The sequence below is a fragment of the Mycobacterium shottsii genome (assembly GCF_010728525.1).
In the GTDB taxonomy this organism is placed as follows: domain Bacteria; phylum Actinomycetota; class Actinomycetes; order Mycobacteriales; family Mycobacteriaceae; genus Mycobacterium; species Mycobacterium marinum.
Genome location: NZ_AP022572.1, coordinates 3,418,658 through 3,440,710, shown reverse-complemented (window position 1 = coordinate 3,440,710; position 22,053 = coordinate 3,418,658). Strand labels below are relative to the sequence as shown.

The 22,053-nt window shown below is 65.2% G+C and carries 20 protein-coding genes and 1 pseudogene; 6 read left to right on the top strand and 15 right to left on the bottom strand.

What is annotated here, in order from left to right; genetic code table 11:
- The first annotated feature begins 2 nt into the window (after window positions 1–2).
- The gene (locus G6N41_RS15880) at window positions 3–566 is read left to right on the top strand and encodes a TetR/AcrR family transcriptional regulator (protein ID WP_011739625.1); all 564 of its coding nucleotides are present in this window, start codon (window positions 3–5) and stop codon (window positions 564–566) included.
- 1 nt (window position 567) lies between these two features.
- Here G6N41_RS15880 and G6N41_RS15875 read toward each other — a convergent pair whose 3' ends face one another.
- The 6 genes and pseudogenes from G6N41_RS15875 to G6N41_RS15850 form a co-directional block, all read right to left on the bottom strand.
- Complete coding sequence (locus tag G6N41_RS15875; RefSeq protein ID WP_011739624.1) at window positions 568–759, bottom strand: helix-turn-helix domain-containing protein; 192 nt, start codon at window positions 757–759, stop codon at window positions 568–570.
- 84 nt (window positions 760–843) lie between these two features.
- The gene (locus G6N41_RS15870) at window positions 844–2,472 is read right to left on the bottom strand and encodes an ABC-F family ATP-binding cassette domain-containing protein (protein WP_198913325.1); all 1,629 of its coding nucleotides are present in this window, start codon (window positions 2,470–2,472) and stop codon (window positions 844–846) included.
- A gap of 24 nt (window positions 2,473–2,496) precedes the next feature.
- A pseudogene (locus G6N41_RS15865) lies at window positions 2,497–3,318 on the bottom strand (enoyl-CoA hydratase); the annotation flags it as partial.
- Between the two features lie 72 nt (window positions 3,319–3,390).
- Window positions 3,391–3,720: a thioredoxin gene (trxA, locus tag G6N41_RS15860; RefSeq protein ID WP_020724990.1), complete on the bottom strand. Its 330-nt coding sequence runs from the start codon at window positions 3,718–3,720 to the stop codon at window positions 3,391–3,393.
- A 65-nt stretch (window positions 3,721–3,785) separates the two neighbouring features.
- A complete protein-coding gene (locus G6N41_RS15855) occupies window positions 3,786–4,142 on the bottom strand; it encodes a thioredoxin family protein (RefSeq protein WP_020728608.1) in 357 nt (118 codons plus the stop codon).
- Between the two features lie 94 nt (window positions 4,143–4,236).
- Entirely contained in the window at window positions 4,237–6,216 is a 1,980-nt protein-coding gene (locus G6N41_RS15850) for a heavy metal translocating P-type ATPase (protein WP_198913323.1), read from the bottom strand.
- Window positions 6,217–6,565: 349 nt separating this feature from the next.
- Here G6N41_RS15850 and G6N41_RS15845 point away from each other — a divergent pair, with 349 nt between their 5' ends.
- Entirely contained in the window at window positions 6,566–7,561 is a 996-nt protein-coding gene (locus G6N41_RS15845; RefSeq protein WP_198913322.1) for a PE family protein, read from the top strand.
- 105 nt (window positions 7,562–7,666) lie between these two features.
- Window positions 7,667–9,496: an acyl-CoA dehydrogenase gene (locus G6N41_RS15840; protein WP_020728605.1), complete on the top strand. Its 1,830-nt coding sequence runs from the start codon at window positions 7,667–7,669 to the stop codon at window positions 9,494–9,496.
- 11 nt (window positions 9,497–9,507) lie between these two features.
- Here G6N41_RS15840 and G6N41_RS15835 read toward each other — a convergent pair whose 3' ends face one another.
- The 9 genes from G6N41_RS15835 to G6N41_RS15795 all read right to left on the bottom strand — a co-directional run bounded on the left by G6N41_RS15835 (window position 9,508) and on the right by G6N41_RS15795 (window position 18,386).
- Window positions 9,508–10,977 (bottom strand): PecA family PE domain-processing aspartic protease, encoded by a 1,470-nt coding sequence (locus tag G6N41_RS15835; protein ID WP_198913321.1) that lies wholly within the window; start codon window positions 10,975–10,977, stop codon window positions 9,508–9,510.
- A gap of 50 nt (window positions 10,978–11,027) precedes the next feature.
- A complete protein-coding gene (locus G6N41_RS15830; protein ID WP_407663824.1) occupies window positions 11,028–11,900 on the bottom strand; it encodes an IS5 family transposase in 873 nt (290 codons plus the stop codon).
- A 193-nt stretch (window positions 11,901–12,093) separates the two neighbouring features.
- Window positions 12,094–12,441, bottom strand: a complete 348-nt coding sequence (locus tag G6N41_RS15825; protein ID WP_011739953.1) for a metal-sulfur cluster assembly factor — start codon at window positions 12,439–12,441, stop codon at window positions 12,094–12,096.
- A complete protein-coding gene (gene sufU / locus G6N41_RS15820) occupies window positions 12,434–12,931 on the bottom strand; it encodes a Fe-S cluster assembly sulfur transfer protein SufU (RefSeq protein WP_085979812.1) in 498 nt (165 codons plus the stop codon). The genes G6N41_RS15825 and sufU overlap by 8 nt, the downstream gene beginning before the upstream one ends.
- A complete protein-coding gene (locus G6N41_RS15815) occupies window positions 12,928–14,181 on the bottom strand; it encodes a cysteine desulfurase (protein ID WP_198913320.1) in 1,254 nt (417 codons plus the stop codon). The genes sufU and G6N41_RS15815 overlap by 4 nt, the downstream gene beginning before the upstream one ends.
- Before the next feature lie 2 nt (window positions 14,182–14,183).
- Complete coding sequence (gene sufC / locus G6N41_RS15810) at window positions 14,184–14,966, bottom strand: Fe-S cluster assembly ATPase SufC (RefSeq protein ID WP_012394024.1); 783 nt, start codon at window positions 14,964–14,966, stop codon at window positions 14,184–14,186.
- Complete coding sequence (sufD, locus tag G6N41_RS15805) at window positions 14,963–16,162, bottom strand: Fe-S cluster assembly protein SufD (RefSeq protein ID WP_198913319.1); 1,200 nt, start codon at window positions 16,160–16,162, stop codon at window positions 14,963–14,965. The genes sufC and sufD overlap by 4 nt, the downstream gene beginning before the upstream one ends.
- Entirely contained in the window at window positions 16,159–17,604 is a 1,446-nt protein-coding gene (gene sufB / locus G6N41_RS15800) for a Fe-S cluster assembly protein SufB (protein WP_198913318.1), read from the bottom strand. The genes sufD and sufB overlap by 4 nt, the downstream gene beginning before the upstream one ends.
- Complete coding sequence (locus G6N41_RS15795) at window positions 17,601–18,386, bottom strand: helix-turn-helix transcriptional regulator (RefSeq protein WP_099052634.1); 786 nt, start codon at window positions 18,384–18,386, stop codon at window positions 17,601–17,603. Before G6N41_RS15795 ends, sufB begins: the two co-directional genes overlap by 4 nt.
- Before the next feature lie 79 nt (window positions 18,387–18,465).
- Here G6N41_RS15795 and mptB point away from each other — a divergent pair, with 79 nt between their 5' ends.
- The 3 genes from mptB to G6N41_RS15780 are packed head-to-tail and all read left to right on the top strand — an operon-like array spanning window position 18,466 to window position 22,024.
- On the top strand, window positions 18,466–20,283 hold the full coding sequence (gene mptB, locus G6N41_RS15790; protein ID WP_020728599.1) for a polyprenol phosphomannose-dependent alpha 1,6 mannosyltransferase MptB: 1,818 nt from the start codon (window positions 18,466–18,468) through the stop codon (window positions 20,281–20,283).
- Window positions 20,280–21,239, top strand: a complete 960-nt coding sequence (locus G6N41_RS15785; RefSeq protein ID WP_198913317.1) for an ABC transporter ATP-binding protein — start codon at window positions 20,280–20,282, stop codon at window positions 21,237–21,239. The genes mptB and G6N41_RS15785 overlap by 4 nt, the downstream gene beginning before the upstream one ends.
- Window positions 21,236–22,024, top strand: coding sequence for an ABC transporter permease (locus tag G6N41_RS15780; RefSeq protein ID WP_020728597.1), 789 nt, complete (start codon window positions 21,236–21,238; stop codon window positions 22,022–22,024). The genes G6N41_RS15785 and G6N41_RS15780 overlap by 4 nt, the downstream gene beginning before the upstream one ends.
- Window positions 22,025–22,053 lie beyond the last annotated feature (29 nt).

Genomic DNA, 22,053 nt, shown 5'->3' with positions numbered 1-22,053 from the left:
CCGTGCCCAAGGTCAGCGAGGACCATCTGGCGGCCCGCCGCCGCCAGATCCTCGACGGCGCTCGCCGTTGCTTTGCCGAGTACGGCTACGACAAGGCCACGGTCCGGCGTCTGGAACAGGCGATCGGCATGTCGCGCGGTGCGATCTTCCACCACTTCCGGGACAAGGACGCACTGTTTTTCGCGCTGGCACATGAGGATGCCGAGCGGATGGCCGATGTCGCATCCCGCGAAGGCCTCATCCAGGTGATGCGTGACATGCTGGCCGCGCCAGAGCAGTTCGACTGGCTGGCCACCCGGCTAGAGATCGCCCGCAAGCTGCGCAACGACCCGGAGTTCAGCCGCGGGTGGGCGGAGCGCTCCGCCGAGCTGGCGGCCGCGACCACCGATCGGCTACGTCGCCAGAAGCAGGCCAACAGGGTGCGCGACGACGTTCCCAACGAAGTGTTGCAGTGCTACCTGGACCTGGTTCTCGACGGGCTGGTTGCACGACTGGCATCCGGGGAGGATCCGCAACGGCTCACCGACGTTCTCGACTTGGTGGAGAACTCGTTGCGCCGCAGCTGATTTAGCGCGGCCGGGAACGGTGATTGGGCCCGCCGCGGCTGCGCATCGTGGTACCGGATTCCCGCAGCATGCTGTGAACGGATCCGTACGAGCGGCCGGTGTTGGCAGCCAGATTGCGAATGCTGGCACCGGCTTCGTAGGCGTGGCGCAACTCATCCAGCAGCTGATCGCGCGTCTTCTTTGACTTTCGCATGGGCACCTCCATCGCTCCCCGGCACCTAGCGTAGAAACCCGCTGCCGCCAAAGGGCGACTTTGGACGAAATCGCCTGGGGCTATTCAGGCCAGCTCGATGAGGTCCCGGTACTCGTCGGACCAGTAGTCCTCGGTCGCGTCGGGCAGCAGCACCACGCGCTGGGGATCGAGCGCCTCGGCCGCACCGGGGTCGTGTGTCACCAGCACCACCGCGCCCTGATAGCTGCGCAGCGCATCGAGGACATGCTCGCGCGAGGCGGGATCGAGATTGTTGGTCGGTTCGTCGAGCAGCAGGACGTTCGCGGTGGAGGCCACCAGGCCGGCCAGCGCCAACCGGGTCTTTTCCCCACCAGAGAGCGTGCCGGCCGGTTGGTCGAGCTGCGGACCGGTGAACATGAACGCACCCAATAGCCCGCGCAACTCCTGCTCGCCGGATTCGGGTGCGGCGTGGCGAATGTTCTCCCAAACAGTCGCGTCGTTGTCGAGCGTGTCATGCTCCTGCGCGAAATAGCCGATCCGCAAACCATGTCCAGGTTCCAGCCCGCCGGTATCGGGGTGCTCCACACCGGCCAACAAGCGCAGCAGCGTGGTCTTACCGGCACCGTTGAGACCGAGCACGACCACCCGCGACCCCCGGTCGATCGCCAAGTCGACGCCGGTGAACACTTCCAGCGACCCGTAGGTCTTGCTCAGCCCCTTGACCACCAGCGGCACCCGGCCGCAGGCGGCCGGAGTGGGGAACTTGATTCGGGCCACCTTGTCGGCCACACGTTCCTCATCGAGCGCGGCCATCATCCGGTCCGCCCGGCGCAACATGTTCTGGGCGGCAACAGCTTTGGTCGCCTTGGCGCCCATCTTGGCAGCCTGGGTCCGCAGCGCGGTGGCCTTACGTTCGGCGTTGGCGCGTTCCCGGCGGCGACGTTGCTCGTCGGTAGCGCGGGCATCGAGGTACTTGTGCCAGCCCATGTTGTAGACGTCGACCTCGCCCCGAACGGCGTCCAGGAACCACACCCGGTTGACGACATCGGCGAGCAGCTCCACATTGTGGCTGATGATGATCAGCCCACCGGTATGCGCTCGCAGGAAATCGCGGAGCCAGCCAACCGAATCCGCGTCGAGATGGTTGGTCGGCTCATCGAGCAGCAAAACGGTGGACGAACCCGCGCCGGTGTCCGATGCCGCGAACAAGATGCGGGCCAGCTCCACCCGGCGGCGCTGGCCCCCGGACAAGGTACGTAGCTGCTGGGTGAGCACCCGTTCGGGCAGGCCGAGACTGGCGCAGATGCGGCTGGCTTCGCTTTCGGCGCCGTAACCGCCCAGCGCCACGAACCGCTCCTCGAGCTGGCCGTAGCGGCGGATGGCGCGGTCGCGGGCAGCGTCATCGGCCACCTCGGCCATCAGTGCCTGCTGTTTCTCCAGGTCGGTGAGCAACACGTCCAGGCCGCGGGCCGACAGCACACGATCGCGAGCCAGCACTTCGAGGTCGCCCTCTTTCGGATCCTGTGGCAGGTATCCGATTTCACCGGATCGGGTGACCGAACCGGCGTACGGTTCGCTCTCGCCCGCCAGGATGCGCAAGGTTGTCGTCTTGCCCGCTCCGTTGCGGCCGACCAGACCGATCCGATCGCCAGGTTGCACCCGCAAGTCCGGGCCGTCAGGCGAGAGCAGGATACGCGCGCCAGCGCGGACCTCCAGGTCCGTGGCCGTGATCACGATCTCTCTCCCTGCGTTGTGGTGTTACTTGTCATCGGTGAAAACCGCCGGCCGCTTCTCGGCGCGTGCGGCCACCGCTTCTTCAAAGTTTGCGGTCAGCAGGCGGACGAAGAGCTGGCCCAGCCCCTCGGCCTGCATGTGCCCCTCCAGGCTAGCGGCGTCTAGTCCACTCCACAGTGTGCGTTTGGTCAACTCAATTCCCGGCCTGGAGAAGGCCGCCATTCGTGCCGCGATCGCGTAACAGGTGTCCAGTAGCTGGCCATCGGGCACCCGGCAGGACACCAGACCAATTCGCTCGGCTTCCTCCGCGGTGACATCGCGGCCGGTCAACATGATCTCGAAGGCGCGCGAGGACCCGATGGCCCTGGGCAACAAGTAACTCAGGCCCAGCTCGCTGGCGGTCAGCCCATTGTTGATGCCGGCGGCCCGGAAGTACGCGCTGGCCGCGGCCACCCGGACATCGGCGGCCAACGCCAGGCACAGTCCCCCACCGATGGCCGGCCCGTTGACCGCGGCGATCACCGGCTGATGCAAACGCCGGAGCATCAGGATGACTTCGTCGAGCAGCTCCATCGACCGCAGCGCGTATGTCGGCCGGGTCAATCCCCCAACGGTCGGAACGGCGCCCGCTGACTTGTGATCAGCGCCAGACGAGAAACCCCGGCCAGCCCCGGTCAGCACCACCACCCGCACCGAATTGTCGTAGCTGACCTCCTCGAGCACCTCCTTGAGCGGCACCATGACGTCGAAGGCCATGGAGTTCATCCGCTCGCGCCGGTTGAGGGTAACCAGCGCAATGTCTGGACGCGGGTGCTCTAACAGGACCAAAGACACCCGTGAACGGTATCGCGTAGAGCCATAGCACCGCGCGTAATGCCGCCATCAGCGCACCGGGGCTGGCCGGCTGTTAAACCACCGTTAGACGACTTCGTAGGACTTGAGCTGTTGCACCAGGTCCTCGAGAGCCGCCGCGGGCAGCGCGCCGGGTTGGTTGAACAGCAGCTTGCCCTTCTTGAAGGCCATCAACGTAGGAATGGACCGGATCTGAGCGGCCGCGGCCAGCTCCTGCTCGGCCTCGGTGTCAACCTTGGCATACACGACGTCGGGGTGAGCCTCCGAGGACGCCTGGAACGTGGGTGCGAACGCGCGACACGGGCCGCACCAGGAAGCCCAGAAGTCGACGAGCACCATGTCGTTGTCGTTGACGGTTTCGCTGAACTTTGCAGCTGTCAAGTCTTGGGTAGCCATATCAGCCACAACGCCGCGGTGAGGCGGGTTTGTTCCGGTCGAGCCTGCGGCGAACGCAAGCGGGGCTAGAGCAGGCCCTTCTGGGCTACCGCCGGCTCGATCCGGTACTCCCGTAGGTGCCGCACCAGATCGTCCATGACCGCGGGGTTGGCTATGCCGGCTTGTTTGAACACCAGCTTGCCCTTCTTGAACGCCATCAGCGTGGGCAGGTGTTTGACCGCCGCGGCGGAGACCAGCTCCTGCTCGGTCTCAAAGTTGACCTTGCCGTGCACGATGTCGGGGTGCTTGTCCGAGGACCCCTCGTAGGTCGGAGCGAAAACGTCGCACGGTGCGCACAGCGGCGCCCACACATAGACCAACACACTGTCGTTTCCGTGGACGGTCCGCTTGAAGTTCGCTGCCGTCAGATCTTCGGTGGCCACTGGCTTCCTAACCCATCGCGCGTCGGTCCGGCATCGAGCCTACGTCGCGGGCAACCGCGGATTTGTCCGCTTTGACCGCTTGGCTCACCAGCGCCTAACGCACCGGCGATGCCGCGGCTCGCCAGGACCGGTTGGTCAGCAGCCGCATGCCGTTCAGCGCCACCAGCACGGTGGACCCTTCGTGACCCGCTACCCCCAGCGGTAGCGGCAACTGCCCGAACAGATCCCACAACACCAGCACACTGATGAAGGTTCCCGCAATGAACAGATTGGCAATGACAACACGGCGGGCTTGACGAGCCAGTCCGATGAGGGTCGGAATGGTGTGCAGTTCGTCGCGCACCGTGACGCCGTCGACCGTCTGCAACGTCAGATCCGCGGCGGCACCCATGGCGACCGATGTGTGCGCCGCAGCCATGGCGGGCGCGTCGTTGACACCGTCGCCGACAACGAGCACCCGATGACCGCCGGCCTGCAGCGCCTGAACGGCTTCGACCTTCTGCTCGGGCAGCAGTGCGGCGCGGACATCGGTGATCCCGGCGTGCTGTGCGACTCGTTGGGCCGCGCATGGGTTGTCGCCGGTGAGTAGCACCGGCGGAGCCGAGGTCAAGGCGGTCAGGGCCGCAACCGACGGTGCCGCATCCGCACGAACCTGGTCGGTGAGTCCGAGCACCCCGATGGCGAAGCCGTTACGCAAGACGATGGCCGCGGTGGCACCAGCCTCCAGGATCGGGGCGAGTTCGGGCAGCGGGGCGCCCCGATAGCTGTGCGGGCTGCACACCTCGACAAAATCACGGCCGACGCTGGCCCGGACTCCGCGACCGGGCAGGGCGCGGAAGTCCTCGGCCCCCCGGATGGTGACACCGCGCCGACGCACCTCCTCCACGATCGCCCGGCCCAAAGGATGCTCGCTGGATTGTTCTGCGGCAGCTGCCAATTGAAGCAATTTCTTGATACCGACATCGGCACTAAGCGGCTCGACGATGGCCAATTGCGACAGCCCAAATGTCAATGTTCCGGTCTTGTCCAAAGCGACCACTCCGGTGTCGGCAAGGTGCTCCACGACAATCGCGGATTTGACCAGCACTCCGTGCCGGCCGGCATTGGCGATCGCCGAAAGCAACGGCGGCATGGTCGCCAGCACAACTGCGCACGGGGAGGCAACGATCATAAATGTCATCGCGCGCAACAAAACCACCTGCACCGGGACACCCAACATCAGCGGAATGGCGATTAGCGCAAGGGTGGTGATGACTACACCTATGGAGTAGCGCTGTTCGATCTTTTCAATGAACAGTTGAGTTTTGGCCTTGGTCGCCGAAGCTTCGGACACCAGCTCGACGATGCGGGCTACTACCGTTTGCGACGGATCGCGGGTGACCAGCAACTGCAAGACCCCCGAGCCGTTGACGGTGCCGGCGAACACCTCATCACCACGGCCCTTGGCAGCCGGCATAGACTCGCCGGTGATAGAGCATTGGTCGACTTCGGAGCATCCCGACAGCACCGCACCGTCGGCCGGTATGCGCTCGCCCGGACGCACCACGACCCGATCGCCGACCACCAACTCACTGGCCGCCACCACCTGCTCGTTGCCATCGACATCGAAGACCGTTGCCTGCTCCGGCGCCAGGTCTAACAACCCTTTGACCGAGTCAGCGGTGTGCTTGGTCGCGACATCATCGAGTGCGCCGGAGGTCGCGAAGATCACGATCAACAGCGCCCCATCGAAGATCTGCCCGATTACCACGGCTCCGATCGCGGCCACGATCATCAGCAGATCCACGTCCAGGGCTCGATTCCGCAGCGCCTGAGCGCCAGCCCAGGCCGAACCCCACCCACCGGCCAGATAACAGGCCAGATACAGCGTCCACCAGACCGGCTGCGCAGCGCCGTTGAGCTGGGCCACCAGCCCGGTCAAGAACAGCGCCAGCGCGAATCCCGCCCAACGCACCGACATGACCGACCACAGCGCGGCACGCCAAGTCAACGGTCGAACGCTGGTACTTGGAATGCGATCCAACCGATCTGACGAAGCCTCGGCAGCACTCACTTCAAACGCGGTCAAAGTCATTCCGGCGGCCTCACAGAGGGGGTGGGAGTTCGTCAGGATGAACCGAGTCTAGGGACGCCGAGAACCCGGGAATATCTCGATTGCATTGCGGTATGCGATTGAATTGGTCACTGCGACAAGGCAAGCCGCAATGTAAACGAAGCCGGCTTATGTCCGGCGTCCTTCGTGCGCCCGAAACCGGGGACTCAGGGCAACCTCGCGCGCCCATCTTCCTGGCCTCAGATGCCGCCTGAATTGCGCCCTTGTTCATGCAATTTCAGTCAGGAAAGGATGCGCAATGGGCAAACAAACCCGGCAGAACTGCGGGTAAAATTCTTCGGCCGCTGACGCTTCATACTGGAGGTGCGCGATGTCATTCGTGATTGCAGATACTCAGTGGGTGTCGGAGGCAGCCGGGAGCCTGGCTCGCATCGGATCACTGATCGAGACGGCGAACTCGGCGGCGGCGACTCAAACCACCGCCGTGACGGCCGCGCCGGCCGATGAGGTGTCAGCCGCGGTCGCGTCTTTGTTCGGTGCGCACGGCCAGAGCTTCCAGGCCGTGAGCCTGCAAGCTGCGGCGTTTCACGAGCGATTCGTGCAAACGCTGTTCGGCGGCGCGGCGGCGTACACCGCCGCGGAGGCTGCCAGCGTCAACCCTCTGCAGCCGCTGCTCGATGTGATCAACGCACCCACCCAGTTGCTGTTGAACCGTCCCCTGATCGGTAACGGCACCGATGGGACAGCCGCCAACCCGAACGGCGGGGCCGGCGGACTGCTCATCGGCGATGGCGGCAAGGGCTTCTCGTCAGCTACCGCCGGGGTGGCCGGTGGATCCGGTGGAGCCGCGGGCCTGTTCGGCAGTGGTGGCGCCGGAGGAACCGGCGGAGGGGGCGCGCTCGGCGGCAACGGCGGCACGGGAGGGCTGCTGCTCGGCAACAGCGGGGCCGGCGGTATGGGCGGCACCGGTAGTACCGCCGGATCCGGCGGCTCTGCCTTGCTAATCGGTATGGGCGGCGCCGGCGGTACCAGCGGTCTGGCGGGGACCGGTGGCCTCGGCGGCAATGGCGGGCTGCTGTTCGGCAACGCCGGTGATGGCGGCAACGCCGGCTTCTTCGTCGGCAACGGCGGTATCGGCGGCACCGGCGGCTCGCACGCCAACGGCGGGGTGGGCGGCCAGGCCGGGCTCATCGGCAACGGCGGGGCCGGTGTCGATGGCGGCGGAGTCAGCGGCAACGGCGGCAACGGTGGCAACGCGCTGCTGATCGGCAATGGCGGCGACGGTGGCACCGGCGGTGGCACCGGCACCGACGGTCTGGGCGGAACCCGTGGGCTGCTGTTCGGCCAGGACGGCACCAACGGCTAGTGGCAGGTCAGTCCGCCCGCGGCTGGTTACGGTTGCGTACGTTTTGCCCGCTCGGAGAGACTAAGCCCCGGAAAGCGCCGATCAGCCGAGTCGAAGGGAACTGCATTGGGGCACTACATCGCCAACGTCCGTGATCTCGAGTTCAACCTATTCGAGGTTCTCGATGTCGGCGCCGTCCTCGGCACCGGAAAGTACAGCGAACTCGATGCCGACACCGTTCGTACGATCCTGTCCGAAGCGGCGCGCTTGGCCGAGGGCCCGGTCGCCGAAACCTTTGCCGCCGCGGACCGCAACCCACCGGTATTTGACCCGGCCACCCACTCCATCAGCGTGCCCGATGAGCTAGTCAAGACCGTCCAGGCCATCAAAGACGCCGAGTGGTGGCGCCTGGGCTTGGCCGAGGAGATCGGCGGGATGCCCGCCCCTCCGCCACTGACCTGGGCCGTCAACGAAATGATCTTCTGTGCCAACCCGTCTGCGGGCTTCTTCATCCTGGGCCCGACGATGGCGCAATCGCTCTACGCCGAGGGCAACGAGGAGCAACGGCGATGGGCGGCAATGGGAATCGAGCGTGGGTGGCAGGCCACCATGGTGCTCACCGAACCCGACGCGGGCTCTGACGTCGGCGCCGGCCGCGCCAAGGCCATCGAACAACCCGATGGCACCTGGCACATCGAAGGCGTCAAGCGGTTCATTTCCGGTGGTGACGTAGGCGACACGAGCGAGAACATCTTCCATCTGGTGTTGGCCCGTCCCGAGGGCGCCGGTCCAGGCACCAAAGGGCTGAGTCTGTTCTACGTCCCGAACTACTTGTTCGATCCCGACACCGGGGAACTCGGGCCGCGCAACGGCGTCTACGTGACCGGCCTGGAGCACAAGATGGGCCTGAAGTCCTCCCCCACCTGCGAGGTGACGTTCGGCGCCACCGACGTACCCGCGGTGGGTTACCTGGTCGGCGGGGTGCACAACGGGATCGCGCAGATGTTCACCGTGATCGAGCACGCGCGAATGACGATCGGGGTGAAGTCCTCCGGGACGCTGTCCACCGGCTACCTCAACGCACTCGCCTATGCCAAGGAGCGGGTGCAGGGCGCGGATCTGACCCAGATGACCGATAAGACCGCGCCACGGGTCACGATCATGCATCACCCCGATGTGCGCCGTAGCCTGATGACCCAGAAGGCCTACGCCGAGGGGCTGCGGGCGCTGTATCTGTATGCCGCAGCGCACCAGGACGACGCTGTTGCGCAACGGGTTTCGGGCGCGGACCACGACATGGCGCACCGCGTCGACGATCTGCTGCTGCCGGTGGTCAAGGGTGTCGGGTCGGAACGGGCCTACGAAATCCTCACCGAGTCGCTGCAGACCCTGGGCGGTTCCGGCTTCCTGTCCGACTATCCGATCGAGCAGTACATCCGCGACGCCAAGATCGATTCCCTCTACGAAGGCACCACCGCCATCCAGTCACTGGACTTCTTCTTCCGCAAGATCGTCCGTGACCACGGTCAGGCGCTGCAGTTCGTGACGGCTCAGATCACGCAGACCATCGACAACGTCGATCCGTCGCTGAAACCGCAAGCCGAGCTGCTACAGACCGCGCTCGACGACGTCACCGCGATGACGGGCACACTGACCACCTACCTGATGTCGGCCGCCCAGCATCCGACCGACATCTACAAGGTGGGGCTCGGGTCGGTGCGCTACCTGCTCGCGGTCGGAGACTTGATCATCGGTTGGCGGCTGCTGGTGCAGGCCGGCGTCGCACACGCTGCGCTGGCCGACTCCCCCAGCAAGGACGACGAGGCCTTCTACACAGGCAAGATCGCCGTGGCGACCTTTTTCGCCAAGAACATGCTGCCGAAGCTGACCGGAGTGCGGGCCGTCATCGAATCCATCGACGACGAGATCATGCGCATTTCCGAAGAAGCCTTCTGAGGCCCCTGACGTCAGAAGTCAAAAATTGTCTGCCCACCCCCGGTTGGGCTGTTCGAGATGTATATCGGCCCCAGCAGGAAGGGATAATTGCCGGTATTGAATGGGTTTTTCGACGGCACGACCAATGGCGCGTTGGTGCTACCAGTAACCGTCTGGGAGTACAACTGCACACCGTCGGTGGTATAGACCGTAATGGTGGTTCCCACCGGCACCGAATAGCCAACCGGAACGCCGGGCATGAGGCTTGAAGGAATGGTGCCGTATAACCCGCCCGAATCGATGAACGAGCCGGTGGCGGGCTGCAGCGGGCCGTTGTTGATCTGTATCTGCAGTTCAGTGGCCGGCGAGCCGGTGACCGAGGCGACCGGGGTCAGCGGGTTGGCACCAAACTGCAGGTAACCCAGATTCGTGTTTATCAGCACACCTTGATTGAGGTCACCCGGCAGCGCGGCGGTCACCTGGTCAGGCAACGGGAAATCGTTGTTGGGCCCAATTCCCAAATAAAGGGGTAGCGACGAGAGTGGAATAGAAGTGGTGACGCCGTTGATTGTCTGAGTGGCCGACGTGGCGACCGCAACGTTGGTCGGATTGGTGACGATGCCATTCCCGAAATTCACCGTTGTCTGATATGTCTGATATTGCACGGTGTTGAACGCGTAGCTGCTATTGCCGTAGGTGACGGCGCCCGAACCGGTGGCGGTGCCCAGAGATTGCAGATTGACGTCTTGAGGCCGGACCAACAGGCCACTGGCTCCGGTATCGACCGTCACGGCGATACCGGGGCCCCCGCCGACCGAGATGGTCACCACTGGGTTGCCGTATTGGTCCACCCGCATCAGGATTTCGTTCGCGGGTAGCGGGGTGCCGGTGCCCGCGGCCCCGGCCTGGCCCCACAGCCAGCCCCCCAGGCCACCGGTGCCGCCATCGCCGCCGCGCAGGCCGGCCCCGCCCATTCCGCCGTTGCCGATCAGACCCGCGTTTCCGCCCACGCCCCCAGCCACGCCGGCATCCGTGCTGTTGCCACCGCTTCCGCCGTTGCCATACAACCACCCACCGGCTCCGCCGGGTGTCCCTATGCCTTGGGCGGTGGTATAGCCGTTGGCACCGTTGCCGATCAGCGGACGCCCAGTCAACTCCAGAAATGGCCCATTGACCAGGGCGGTCGATGCGTTGACTGCGTTCGAGAGCAGCTGATTTGCGTTGGCGGATTCGGCGCCGAGATATGCGGCCGCGTCGGTCGCGAGCTTGCTGGCCAACTGGTCATAGGCGGTTGCCAACTGACCTGCCAGCGCTTGGTACTGCTGACCGAAGCCCCCTAGCAGTGTTACCGCGGCCGCAGAGACCTCATCGGCGGCCGCGGCGGTAAGTTCGGTGGTCGAAATCGCCGCCGCCGCGTTTGCCGCGTTGACCGAAGAACCGATGCCCTGCAAGTCGGCCGCCGCCGAAGTCACCAGCTCGGGCGCCACCACCAGAAGAGACACGTAAGCCCCCTCACTCGCCAGCGACGGATGCCGCACCTAGGTCCTGTCTGCTAATTGCGGACGCGGTGGTAGGTGATGATGGCGGCCAGGGTGACACCGCCGAGGTAGGTCAGGGCGTATTTGTCGTAGCGGGTGGCGACCGCGCGCCAGTGTTTGAGCCGGTTGAAGCTTCGCTCGACGGTGTTGCGGTGCTTGTAGATTCGGCCTGAGAACCCCGGAGGCCGTCCTCTGTTGCGGCCTTTGGCTTTGCGGCGGGTGATCTGGTCGCTGCGCTCGGGGATGGTATGGGCGATCTTGAGCCGGCGCAGCTGTGCCCGCGTCGAGTCATGGGAGTACGCCTTGTCCGCCAGCAGGCGAAACGGGGCGTATGAGTTGCTGCACCGGGCGGCCAGCAATGGCCAAAGCATCGGATTATCACCGGCTTGACCGGCCGACAGTGCCAGGGTGACCGGACTGCACAGCTGGTCGGTCAAGGCGTGGATCTTGGTAGTCAGCCCGCCGCGGGAACGCCCAATAGCGTGGTCATCGGGCTCATCGAGATATTTCTTGTAATTCGACAGATCCCCCTGTGCGGCGCCCGGGCGCGCTCCGGCTGCGTGTTGGTGGGCGCGCACACTGGTCGAATCGACCGACAACAGTGCGCCCAGGTCGGCGTCCTCGGCGTCGAGGTCAGAGGCGATCGCCGCGAAGATCCGCGCGTAGATGCCATCGACCGACCAGCGTAGATGCCTCTCGGCCACCGATTGCCAGGGACCGAAGTGCTCGGGCAGGTCACACCACGGAGATCCCGTACGGTAACGCCAGATAATGCCCTCCAGAGTACGTCGATGATCGTTCCACGGCCGGCCACGCCGCCGCCCCGCAGGCAACACCGCCACGATCAGCGACCACAAATCATCAGAAATCGCATGCGTCCGCATCACCCAAACAGCATCAGCCAAAACACCATTCACATTAAGCAGACACGCCCTAGCCGGTAAGTCGACTTGGAACAGCGTGGTCGAAGTCACAGTCTAGATGTTTGCCGCGGCCGAGCATAGGCTAGAAACCATACAGGTCAATGATCAACTGTATGGCGACGGATCGTCGGCCGGCGCGGGCCGACGCAGCGTCGAGTCAGACGGTAAAACCAAGGGCGCGCAGCTGCTCCCGCCCGTCCTCGGTGATCTTGTCCGGCCCCCACGGCGGGTTCCACACCCAGTTGATCTGCATCTCGTTGACCAGCCCGCTGCCGACCAACGCGCTGCGCGACTGATCCTCGATGACATCGGTCAGCGGACAGGCCGGCGAGGTCAACGTCATGTCGATCAGCGCGACGGTACCGTCCTCTCCTTCGGCCAGGTTCAGTCCGTAGACCAGCCCCAGATCGACAACATTGATGCCCAGTTCGGGGTCGACGACGTCGCGCATCGCCTCCTCGATGTCGGCGAGCATCTCTTCATTGGGAGCGGTGGTTTCACTCATCGCTGACCTCCTCCACGTGTTCGCCGCCTTCGGCTAGCGCATTTGCGGTAATAGCCTGGGCCAGTGCGTCTTTGAATGCCATCCAGCCGAGCAAGGCACACTTCACCCGAGCCGGATACTTCGCGACGCCGGCAAACGCAACTCCGTCGCCCAGGACATCCTCGTCGCCCTGCACGGTTCCGCGCGAGGACACCATTTGACTGAAGGCGTCGACGGTCTCGAGCGCCTCTGGCACCGTTTGCCCGATCACCTGCTGGGTGAGCACCGAGGTAGCGGCTTGGCTGATGGAACAACCTTGCCCGTCATAGGAAACGTCTGCAATCGTCGCCCCGTCATTGGACAGTGTGACCCGCAGGGTGACTTCGTCGCCGCAGACCGGGTTGACGTGGCTGACCTGGGTGGCGAACGGCTCCCGCAATCCGCGGTGCTGCGGGTGCTTGTAGTGATCGAGGATCACGTCCTGATACATCTGCTCCAGTCGCAACTTCAGCCTCTCCCAAAGAAATTCAGCGACCGCTGGACACCGGCCAACAGCCGGCTCACCTCGTCGCGGGTGTTGTACACCGCGAACGACGCGCGCGCGGTTGCGGCTACGCCGAACTTGCGGTGCAGCGGCAATGCGCAGTGATGCCCGACCCGGACCGCGACGCCTTCGTCATCGAGCACCTGACCGACATCGTGGGCGTGCACCCCATCAACGACGAACGACACCGGCGACCCGCGGTTCTCCATCGACGTGGGTCCGATGATACGGACGCCGTCGATGGCCGACAGCCCCTCGATGGCCGCGGCAACCAGGTCACGCTCGTGGGCTTCGATGACATCCATACCGATTGCATCCAGATAGCGCGCCGCTGCCGCCAATCCGACCACCTGGGAGGTCATCGGGGTGCCCGCCTCGAAGCGCTGGGGCGCGGGCGCGTACGTGCTGGCCTCCATGGTCACCGTTTCGATCATCGAACCGCCGGTCAGGAACGGCGGCATCGCCGCCAACAGCTCACGACGGCCATAGAGCACACCGATTCCGTTGGGACCCAGCATTTTGTGTCCAGAGAAGGCGGCGAAATCCACATCAAGTTTGTGAAGGTCGACCGGCTGATGCGGCACCGACTGGCAGGCATCCAAAACCGTCAGCGCCCCCACCGCCTTGGCGCGAGACACCAATTCGGCCACCGGCGCCAACGCACCGGTCAAATTCGAATGATGAGTGAAGGTAACAACTTTGACGCGCTCATCGAGCTGCAGTGAATCGGGGTCGATACGCCCCTCGTCGGTCACCGAATACCAACGCAACGTTGCCCCGGTACGCCGGGCGAGTTCCTGCCACGGAATCAGGTTGGCGTGGTGTTCGAGTTCGGTGGTGACGATGACGTCACCCGGGCCGATGGCTCGGTCGAACCGGCTGTCCCCCAGCACGTATGACACCAGATTGAGTGACTCGGTGGCGTTCTTGGTGAACACCAGTTCGTCGGGCTCGGCTCCAACGAAAGCCGCAATGTCGGCTCGGCCCTGCTCGTAGGCGTCGGTGGCTTCTTCCATCAGCTGATGGGCCCCGCGATGCACCGCGCCGTTGCACGTGGTGAGAAATTCCCGCTCCGCATCGAGCACCTGCAGCGGACGCTGCGATGTGGCACCGGAATCCAGGTAGGCCAACTGATTTCCGCTACGCATGACGCGCTGCAGGATCGGGAAGTCGGCCCGGATCGCCGCGAGGTCCAGACGCGCCACCGAGACAGTCATTTTCAGGCCCCTGCGGCCGCCGCTTGGGTAAAGCGGACGTACCCGTTCTGCTCGAGTTCGTCGGCCAGCTCGGGCCCACCGGATTCGGCGATACGTCCGCCGACGAACACGTGCACAAACTCTGGACGGATGTAGCGCAGAATGCGGGTGTAGTGGGTGATCAACAAGATGCCGCCGTGTTCTGCCTCCGCGTAGCGGTTGACCCCCTCGCTGACCACTCGCAACGCGTCAACGTCGAGGCCAGAGTCGGTCTCGTCGAGAATGGCGATCTTGGGCTTGAGCAGTTCCAGCTGCAGAATCTCATGGCGCTTCTTCTCGCCGCCGGAAAAGCCTTCGTTGACGCTGCGCTCGGCGAACACGGGGTCGATCTCGAGGGCGGCCATCGCGGCCTTGACCTCTTTGACCCAGTGCCGCAGCTTCGGCGCCTCGCCGCGGATGGCCGTCGCAGCCGAACGCAGGAAGTTCGACACCGAGACACCGGGCACCTCGACGGGGTACTGCATGGCCAAAAACAGTCCGGCTCGGGCACGCTCGTCGACACTCATCTCCAGCACGTCGGCGCCGTCTAGCGTGATGGACCCCGATGTCACCTGGTACTTGGGGTGACCGGCGATGGCATAGGACAACGTGGACTTGCCGGAGCCGTTGGGGCCCATCAAAGCGTGTGTCTCACCGGATTTCACGGTGAGATCGACGCCCTTGAGGATGGGAATCTCGCGCTCACCCTCGGCTGCGTTGGGATTCTCGACGCTGACGTGCAGGTCCTTGATAATCAATGTGGTCATGAGGCTGCTGTATTTTCCGTCTTCTCTGTTGCCTGTGATTCGGTGATTTCCAGTTCGTTTCCGATGGCGCCGGTCAAGCGTTCCCGCACCTCGGGAAGCGCGATCTTGGAGATGATCTCGCCGAAGAAACCACGGATCACCAACCGGCGGGCCTGCTCTTCGGGGATGCCCCGAGAGCGCAGGTAGAACAGTTGCTCGTCGTCGAAACGCCCGGTCGCACTGGCGTGGCCGGCGCCGGCAATCTCGCCGGTCTCGATCTCCAGATTGGGCACCGAGTCCGCACGCGCACCGTCGGTGAGCACCAGGTTGCGGTTCACCTCGAAGGTGTCGGTGCCGGTGGCCGCGGCACGGATCAGCACGTCGCCCACCCACACGGTGTGCGCGTCCGGCAGGGCCGACTCCGGATCGCCTTGCAGTGCACCCTTGTACAGCACGTTGGACTTGCAGTCCGGCTGAGCGTGATCCACCAGCAGCCGCGACTCCAGGTGCTGGCCGTCGTCAGCGAAGTACAGGCCCAGCAGGTCGGCATCGCCCCCGGGTGCGGTGAAGCGCACGTTGGCCGACATCCGCACCACTTCGCCGCCCAATGTCACGGTCACGTGCCGCAATACCGCGTCCTTACCCAGCTTGGCGTGATGCGCGCTCAGGTGAACGGTGTCGTCAGCCCAGTCCGCGATCCACACCACGGTGAGCCGGGCACAGTCGCCGACGACGAACTCGACATTGTCGGCGTAGGTTCCACCACCCCGGTGGTCGACCACCACGACGGCTTCACCCAGCTCCTCGACCCTGATCTGCAGGTGCCCGTAGGCAACCGCGCCTTCACCCGGCCCGGTGACGGTGATGTTCACCGGCTCGCCCAGCTGGGTGTCTCGCCCGACGGTGACCAACGTTGCCGAGTTGAACGATGAGAAGGCCTGGGCGGCAACACGATCAGCGGGAACACCGCCCTGGCCCAACCGCTCGTCGCCGCGGCGTACCGTCTCTACCCGCAGACCGGCCTGTTCACCGACGGTGAGCTGGGCGCTGCCCGAGGCAGGTGCGGAGCCGTCGTGCAGACCGCGCAACCGCTTCAGCGGAGTGAACCGCCAAATCTCGTCGCGGCCGTGCGGAACCTCGAAGGCGTCGACGTCGAAAGATGCGAATAGCTCACCCTTGTTCAGTGCAGCGGCCGTCGTCAGATTGTCAACGGTCATCCGACCGCACCCTCCATCTGCAGCTCGATTAGCCGGTTGAGCTCGAGCGCGTACTCCATCGGCAGTTCCTTGGCGATCGGCTCGACAAAGCCGCGCACCACCATCGCCATCGCCTCGTCCTCGGTCAACCCACGGCTCATCAGATAGAACAGCTGGTTTTCGCTGACCTTGGACACGGTGGCCTCGTGGCCCATCGTGACGTCGTCCTCGCGGATGTCAACGTAGGGGTAGGTGTCGCTGCGGCTGATCGTATCGACCAGCAGCGCATCACATTTCACACTGGACCGTGACCCGTGCGCACCCTTGTTGACCTGGACCAGGCCCCGGTAGGAGGTGCGACCGCCACCGCGCGCGACCGATTTGGACACGATGTTGCTCGACGTGTTCGGCGCCAGGTGCAGCATCTTGGCGCCGGTGTCCTGGTGCTGATCCTCGCCCGCGAACGCCACCGACAGCACTTCGCCCTTGGCGTGTTCGCCGGTCATCCACACCGCCGGGTACTTCATGGTGACCTTGGATCCGATGTTGCCGTCGATCCACTCCATGGTGGCGCCGGCCTCGGCGCGGGCCCGCTTGGTGACCAGGTTGTAGACGTTGTTCGACCAGTTCTGAATGGTGGTGTAGCGCACCCGCGCATGCGGTTTCACGATGATCTCGACGACGGCCGAGTGCAGCGAGTCCGACTTGTAGATCGGCGCGGTGCAGCCCTCGACGTAGTGCACGTAGGAACCCTCGTCGGCAATGATCAGCGTCCGCTCGAACTGACCCATGTTCTCGGTGTTGATCCGGAAGTAGGCCTGCAGCGGGATATCGACGTGCACGCCCGGCGGGACGTAGATGAAACTTCCGCCCGACCACACCGCGGTGTTCAGCGCGGAGAACTTGTTGTCCCCGGCCGGGATCACGGTGCCGAAGTACTGCTTGAAGATCTTCGGGTGTTCGCGCAGACCGGTGTCGGTGTCCAAGAAGATGACGCCTTTGGCCTCCAGATCCTCGCGGATCTGGTGGTAGACCACCTCTGACTCATACTGGGCCGCCACACCGGCGACCAGGCGCTGCTTCTCGGCTTCCGGAATGCCCAGGCGATCGTAGGTGTTGCGAATGTCTTCGGGCAGATCGTCCCAGCTGGCAGCCTGCTTCTCGGTAGAGCGCACGAAGTACTTGATGTTGTCGAAGTCGATGCCCCCGAGGTTGGAACCCCAATTCGGCATGGGCTTGCGCTCGAAGATGCGCAGCGCCTTGAGCCGAGTTTGCAGCATCCATTCGGGCTCGTTTTTCTTGGCGGAGATATCGCGGACCACGGCCTCGGACAACCCGCGCTGCGCGGCCGCGCCGGCCGCGTCGGAGTCCGACCAGCCGTAGCCATAGTTGCCCAGTGAGGCGATGGCCTCATCTTGGGTCAGCGGTTCGACCGCGGTCTTCGCTTCTGGTGTGAGTGTCATGCGGACGCTCCTCCGGTGCTCGTCAGGTGTTGGCGCGGGCTGGGCGCCGGGGTTAGGGGCACGTGGGTGGTGCAGGCACAGTCTCCGTTGACGATGGTCGCCAACCGCTGCACGTGAGTGCCGAGCACCTCCGCGATGGCCTGCTGCTCGGCTTCACACAACTCCGGGAATTCCTCGGCTACATGGGACACCGGGCAGTGGTGCTGGCAGATTTGCACACCGTGGATGGGCCCGCCCACCCGGGTGGTTGTGGCGACGTAGCCCGCCTTGGTCAGCGCGCTGGCGACGCGCTCGGCCGCCGCTTCGACCGCGGCGTCGTCAGGGCTGGCAGCGGCCGGCACACCGGCCAGAATGGCGTCGATCCGGCGCCGGGCGAACGTGCGCACCGCGTCATCACCACCGATTTCACGGAGTTGGCGTATCGCCGCCGCCGCCAGATCATCGTAGGAGTGCTCGAGCTTGGCCCGGCCTCCCGGTGTCAGGCGGTAGCGCTTGGCGGGCCGTCCACGTCCCGCCTGCTGCCACGGGGCGGCAGGCGCGGATTCGGCGTCACCCGCGTCGATCAAGGCATCGAGATGGCGACGTACGCCGGCAGCCGAGAGCCCGAGCCGGTCACCGATCTCGCTGGCCGTGATGGATCCGGATTCCAGGAGCAACCGGACGATGGCCCTGCGGGTGTGACCATCCGACCCGGCCACGAGAGCTGCGCTGTGCGCAGCACTGAACTCCGGTTGGATTTTCACAACACCAGTGTGACGCAATTCCGGGCATCGGTCTAGCAAGGATGCCCTGGCTAGGGGTTGCGCTGGTCACACCCGAGTGACGCGACGGCACCGCCTGGTGTGCCGCTACGCTGCTCTGATGGCAGCCCGCCACCACACGCTGAGCTCATCGATCGCCAGCTTGCACGGCGACGAGCAGGCGGTGGGCTCGCCGCTGAACGCCGCCGAACTCACCGCACTGGCGCGAACTCGCCTGTTCGGAGCTACCGGAACCGTCCTGATGAGCATCGGCGCGCTGGGTGCCGGCGCCAGGCCAGTAGTCCAGGACCCCACGTTCGGAGTGCGGTTACTCAATCTTCCGTCGCGAATACAGACGGTGTCATTGACCATGACGACCACCGGTGCGGTCATGATGACGCTGGCTTGGCTGATGCTCGGCCGGTTCGCGCTGGGCAAGCGGCGGATGTCGCGCGGGGAACTGGACCGCACGCTGGTGTTGTGGATGCTGCCGCTGCTGATCGCACCACCGATGTACAGCAAGGACGTCTACTCCTACCTGGCCCAAAGCCAGATCTCGAGGGACGGGCTGGACCCCTACCGGGTGGGACCGGCATCGGGTCTGGGACTGGGCCACGTCTTTACGCTGTCGGTCCCCAGCTTGTGGCGGGAAACGCCGGCACCCTACGGCCCTCTGTTCTTGTGGATCGGCCGCGGAATCTCGGATTTGACCGGCGAGAACATCGTCGCCGCGGTGCTCTTCCACCGACTGGTGGTGTTGATCGGCGTGGCGTTGATCGTGTGGGCTACCCCACGATTGGCCCAACGCTGCGGGGTGGCCGAGGTCAGCGCGCTATGGCTGGGCGCAGCCAATCCGCTGCTGTTCATGCATCTGGTTGCCGGTATCCACAACGAGGCGCTGATGCTCGGACTGATGCTGACCGGCGCCGAGTTCGCGCTGCGAGGTCTTGATGCGCCGCGGCTGATACCACTTTCCGGTCGGCCCCGTCCGGCGCTCAGGCGCGCCGGCAGCGCGGAGCGAAGCCGGGCAATCAAGGCTCGTGCCACCGCATGGGAACCGCTGGGCATGCTGGCGGGCGGAGCGATCCTGATCGCGCTGTCGTCGCAGGTGAAGTTGCCGTCGCTGCTGGCGCTGGGCTTTATCACGATGGCATTGGCATACCGCTATGGCGGCACGATCAAGGCGCTGCTGGTGTGTGGCAGCGCGATGTCGGCGTTGACGGTGTCGGTAATGGCCGTGGTCGGCTGGGCCAGTGGGCTGGGGTTCGGCTGGATGTTCACCCTGGGAACCGCCAACGTGGTGCGCAGCTGGATGTCGCCGCCAACGCTACTGGCACTGGGCACCGGGCAGGTCGGGATCCTGCTGCGGCTGGGTGATCACACCACCGCGGTGCTGTCGCTGACGCGCGCCATGGGCGTCTTGATCATCATGGTGATGGTCAGCTGGCTGCTGCTCGCCGTGTTCCGCGGCCGCCTGCACCCGATCGGAGGGCTTGGCGTCGCGCTGGGCCTCACGGTGCTGTTGTTTCCGGTGGTGCAGCCCTGGTACCTACTCTGGGCGATCATTCCGATGGCCGCCTGGGCCACCCGCACCGGATTCCGGGTGGCGACCATCATCATCACCCTCATCGTCGGCATCTTCGGCCCCACCGCCAACGGCGATCGCTTCGCGCTATTCCAGATCGTTGATGCCACCCTGGCCAGCGCCATCATCGTGCTGGTGCTGATGGCCCTCACCTACCACCGGTTGCCATGGAGGGCACTGCCGGTCGACTCGACCCCACCAGCAGAGGCGACCCAACCGGCGGAAGCGACTCAGCAGGCCGAACCAAACCAACAGGGCGAATCGGATCAGCAGGAGACCGCGGACCCGGCCGCCGAGACTCCGGTAACCCGGCGACCGACGTCGGCAACCGACGCCTACGCTGACTCGACGTGAGCTCGGACCCCAAATACCCCGCGGCAGGCCGGGGCACCGAAATCGTGGTGAGGCTGCGCGGGGTCGGCAAACAGTACGGCTCTGTGACGGCGGTCTCCAACCTCGACTTGGAGGTGCGCGCCGCAGAGGTGATGGCCCTGCTGGGGCCTAACGGAGCCGGGAAGACCACAACCGTCGAGATGTGTGAGGGCTTCGTGCGCCCGGATGCCGGCAGCATCGAGGTGCTGGGGCTGGACCCGATCGCCGATAACGCACGTCTGCGGCCCCGTATCGGTGTGATGCTGCAGGGCGGGGGCGGCTATCCGGCGGCCGGCGCCGGCGAGATGCTCAACCTGGTCGCTTCCTACGCCGCCGACCCGCTAGATCCACGCTGGTTGTTGGACACCCTCGGACTGACCAATGCGGCGCGGACCACCTACCGGCGCCTGTCCGGGGGACAACAGCAGCGCCTCGCCCTGGCCTGCGCCCTGGTGGGGCGGCCCGAGCTGGTGTTTCTGGACGAGCCGACCGCCGGTATGGACGCTCATGCCCGGCTGTTGGTGTGGGAATTGATCGACGCCCTGCGCCGCGACGGGGTGACGGTGGTGCTGACCACCCACCAACTCAAGGAGGCCGAGGAACTCGCCGACCGGCTGGTCATCATCGATCATGGCGTCACGGTGGCTGCCGGAACCCCAAGCGAGTTGATGCGCAGCGGCGCCAAAGACCAATTGAGGTTCACCGCGCCACCGCGGCTAGACCTGTCGTTGTTGGTGTCGGCGCTGCCGGAGGATTACCGGGTCACCGAGGTAACTCCGGGCGAATACCTGGTCGAAGGCAGCGTCGATCCGCAGGTGCTGGCAGCGGTCACGGCGTGGTGCGCGCGCATCGACGTGCTGGCCACCGACATGCGGGTCGAGCAACGCAGCCTCGAGGACGTGTTCCTCGATCTCACCGGTAGAAAGTTGCGATCGTGACGCAGACCAACACCGAAGGCACCTTTCCCGTAGGCACCTTCACCCCGGACCCACGGCCGAGTGCCGTGCCCCGGATGCTGGCCGCTCAGTTCGGTCTGGAGCTGAAGCTGCTGCTGCGCAACGGTGAGCAGCTGCTACTGACCATGTTCATCCCGATCACCCTGCTGATTGGTCTGACACTGCTGCCCCTCGGCTCCTTCGGCCAGCACCGAGCCGCCACCTTCGTGCCGGTGATCATGGCGCTGGCCGTGATCTCCACCGCATTCACCGGGCAGGCCATCGCGGTGGCATTCGACCGCCGATACGGGGCACTCAAACGGCTCGGAGCAACCCCGCTGCCGGTCTGGGGGATCATCGCCGGCAAGTCGCTGGCCGTCGTCGCCGTGGTGTTCCTGCAGGCAATCGTGCTGGGCGCCATCGGCTTCGCCCTGGGCTGGCGCCCGGCGCTGGCCGCGCTGGCGCTGGGTGGCGCGGTGATTGCCCTGGGTACCGCCGGTTTCGCGGCTCTCGGCCTGCTGCTCGGCGGCACGTTACGGGCCGAGATCGTGCTGGCGGTCGCCAACCTGATGTGGTTCGTGTTCGCCGGCTTCGGCGCGCTGACGGTCGAAACCGATGTGATTCCCACCGCGGTCAAGTGGGCGGCGCGGCTCACTCCGTCGGGCGCGCTCACCGAGGCGCTGTCGCGGGCGATGGTCCTGTCGGTGGACTGGTTCGGCCTGGTTGTGCTGGCCGCGTGGGGAACGCTGGCGGCGCTGGCGGCGCGACGCTGGTTCCGCTTCACCTGATACCCGTTCTACTACGCGACGTAGTGTCG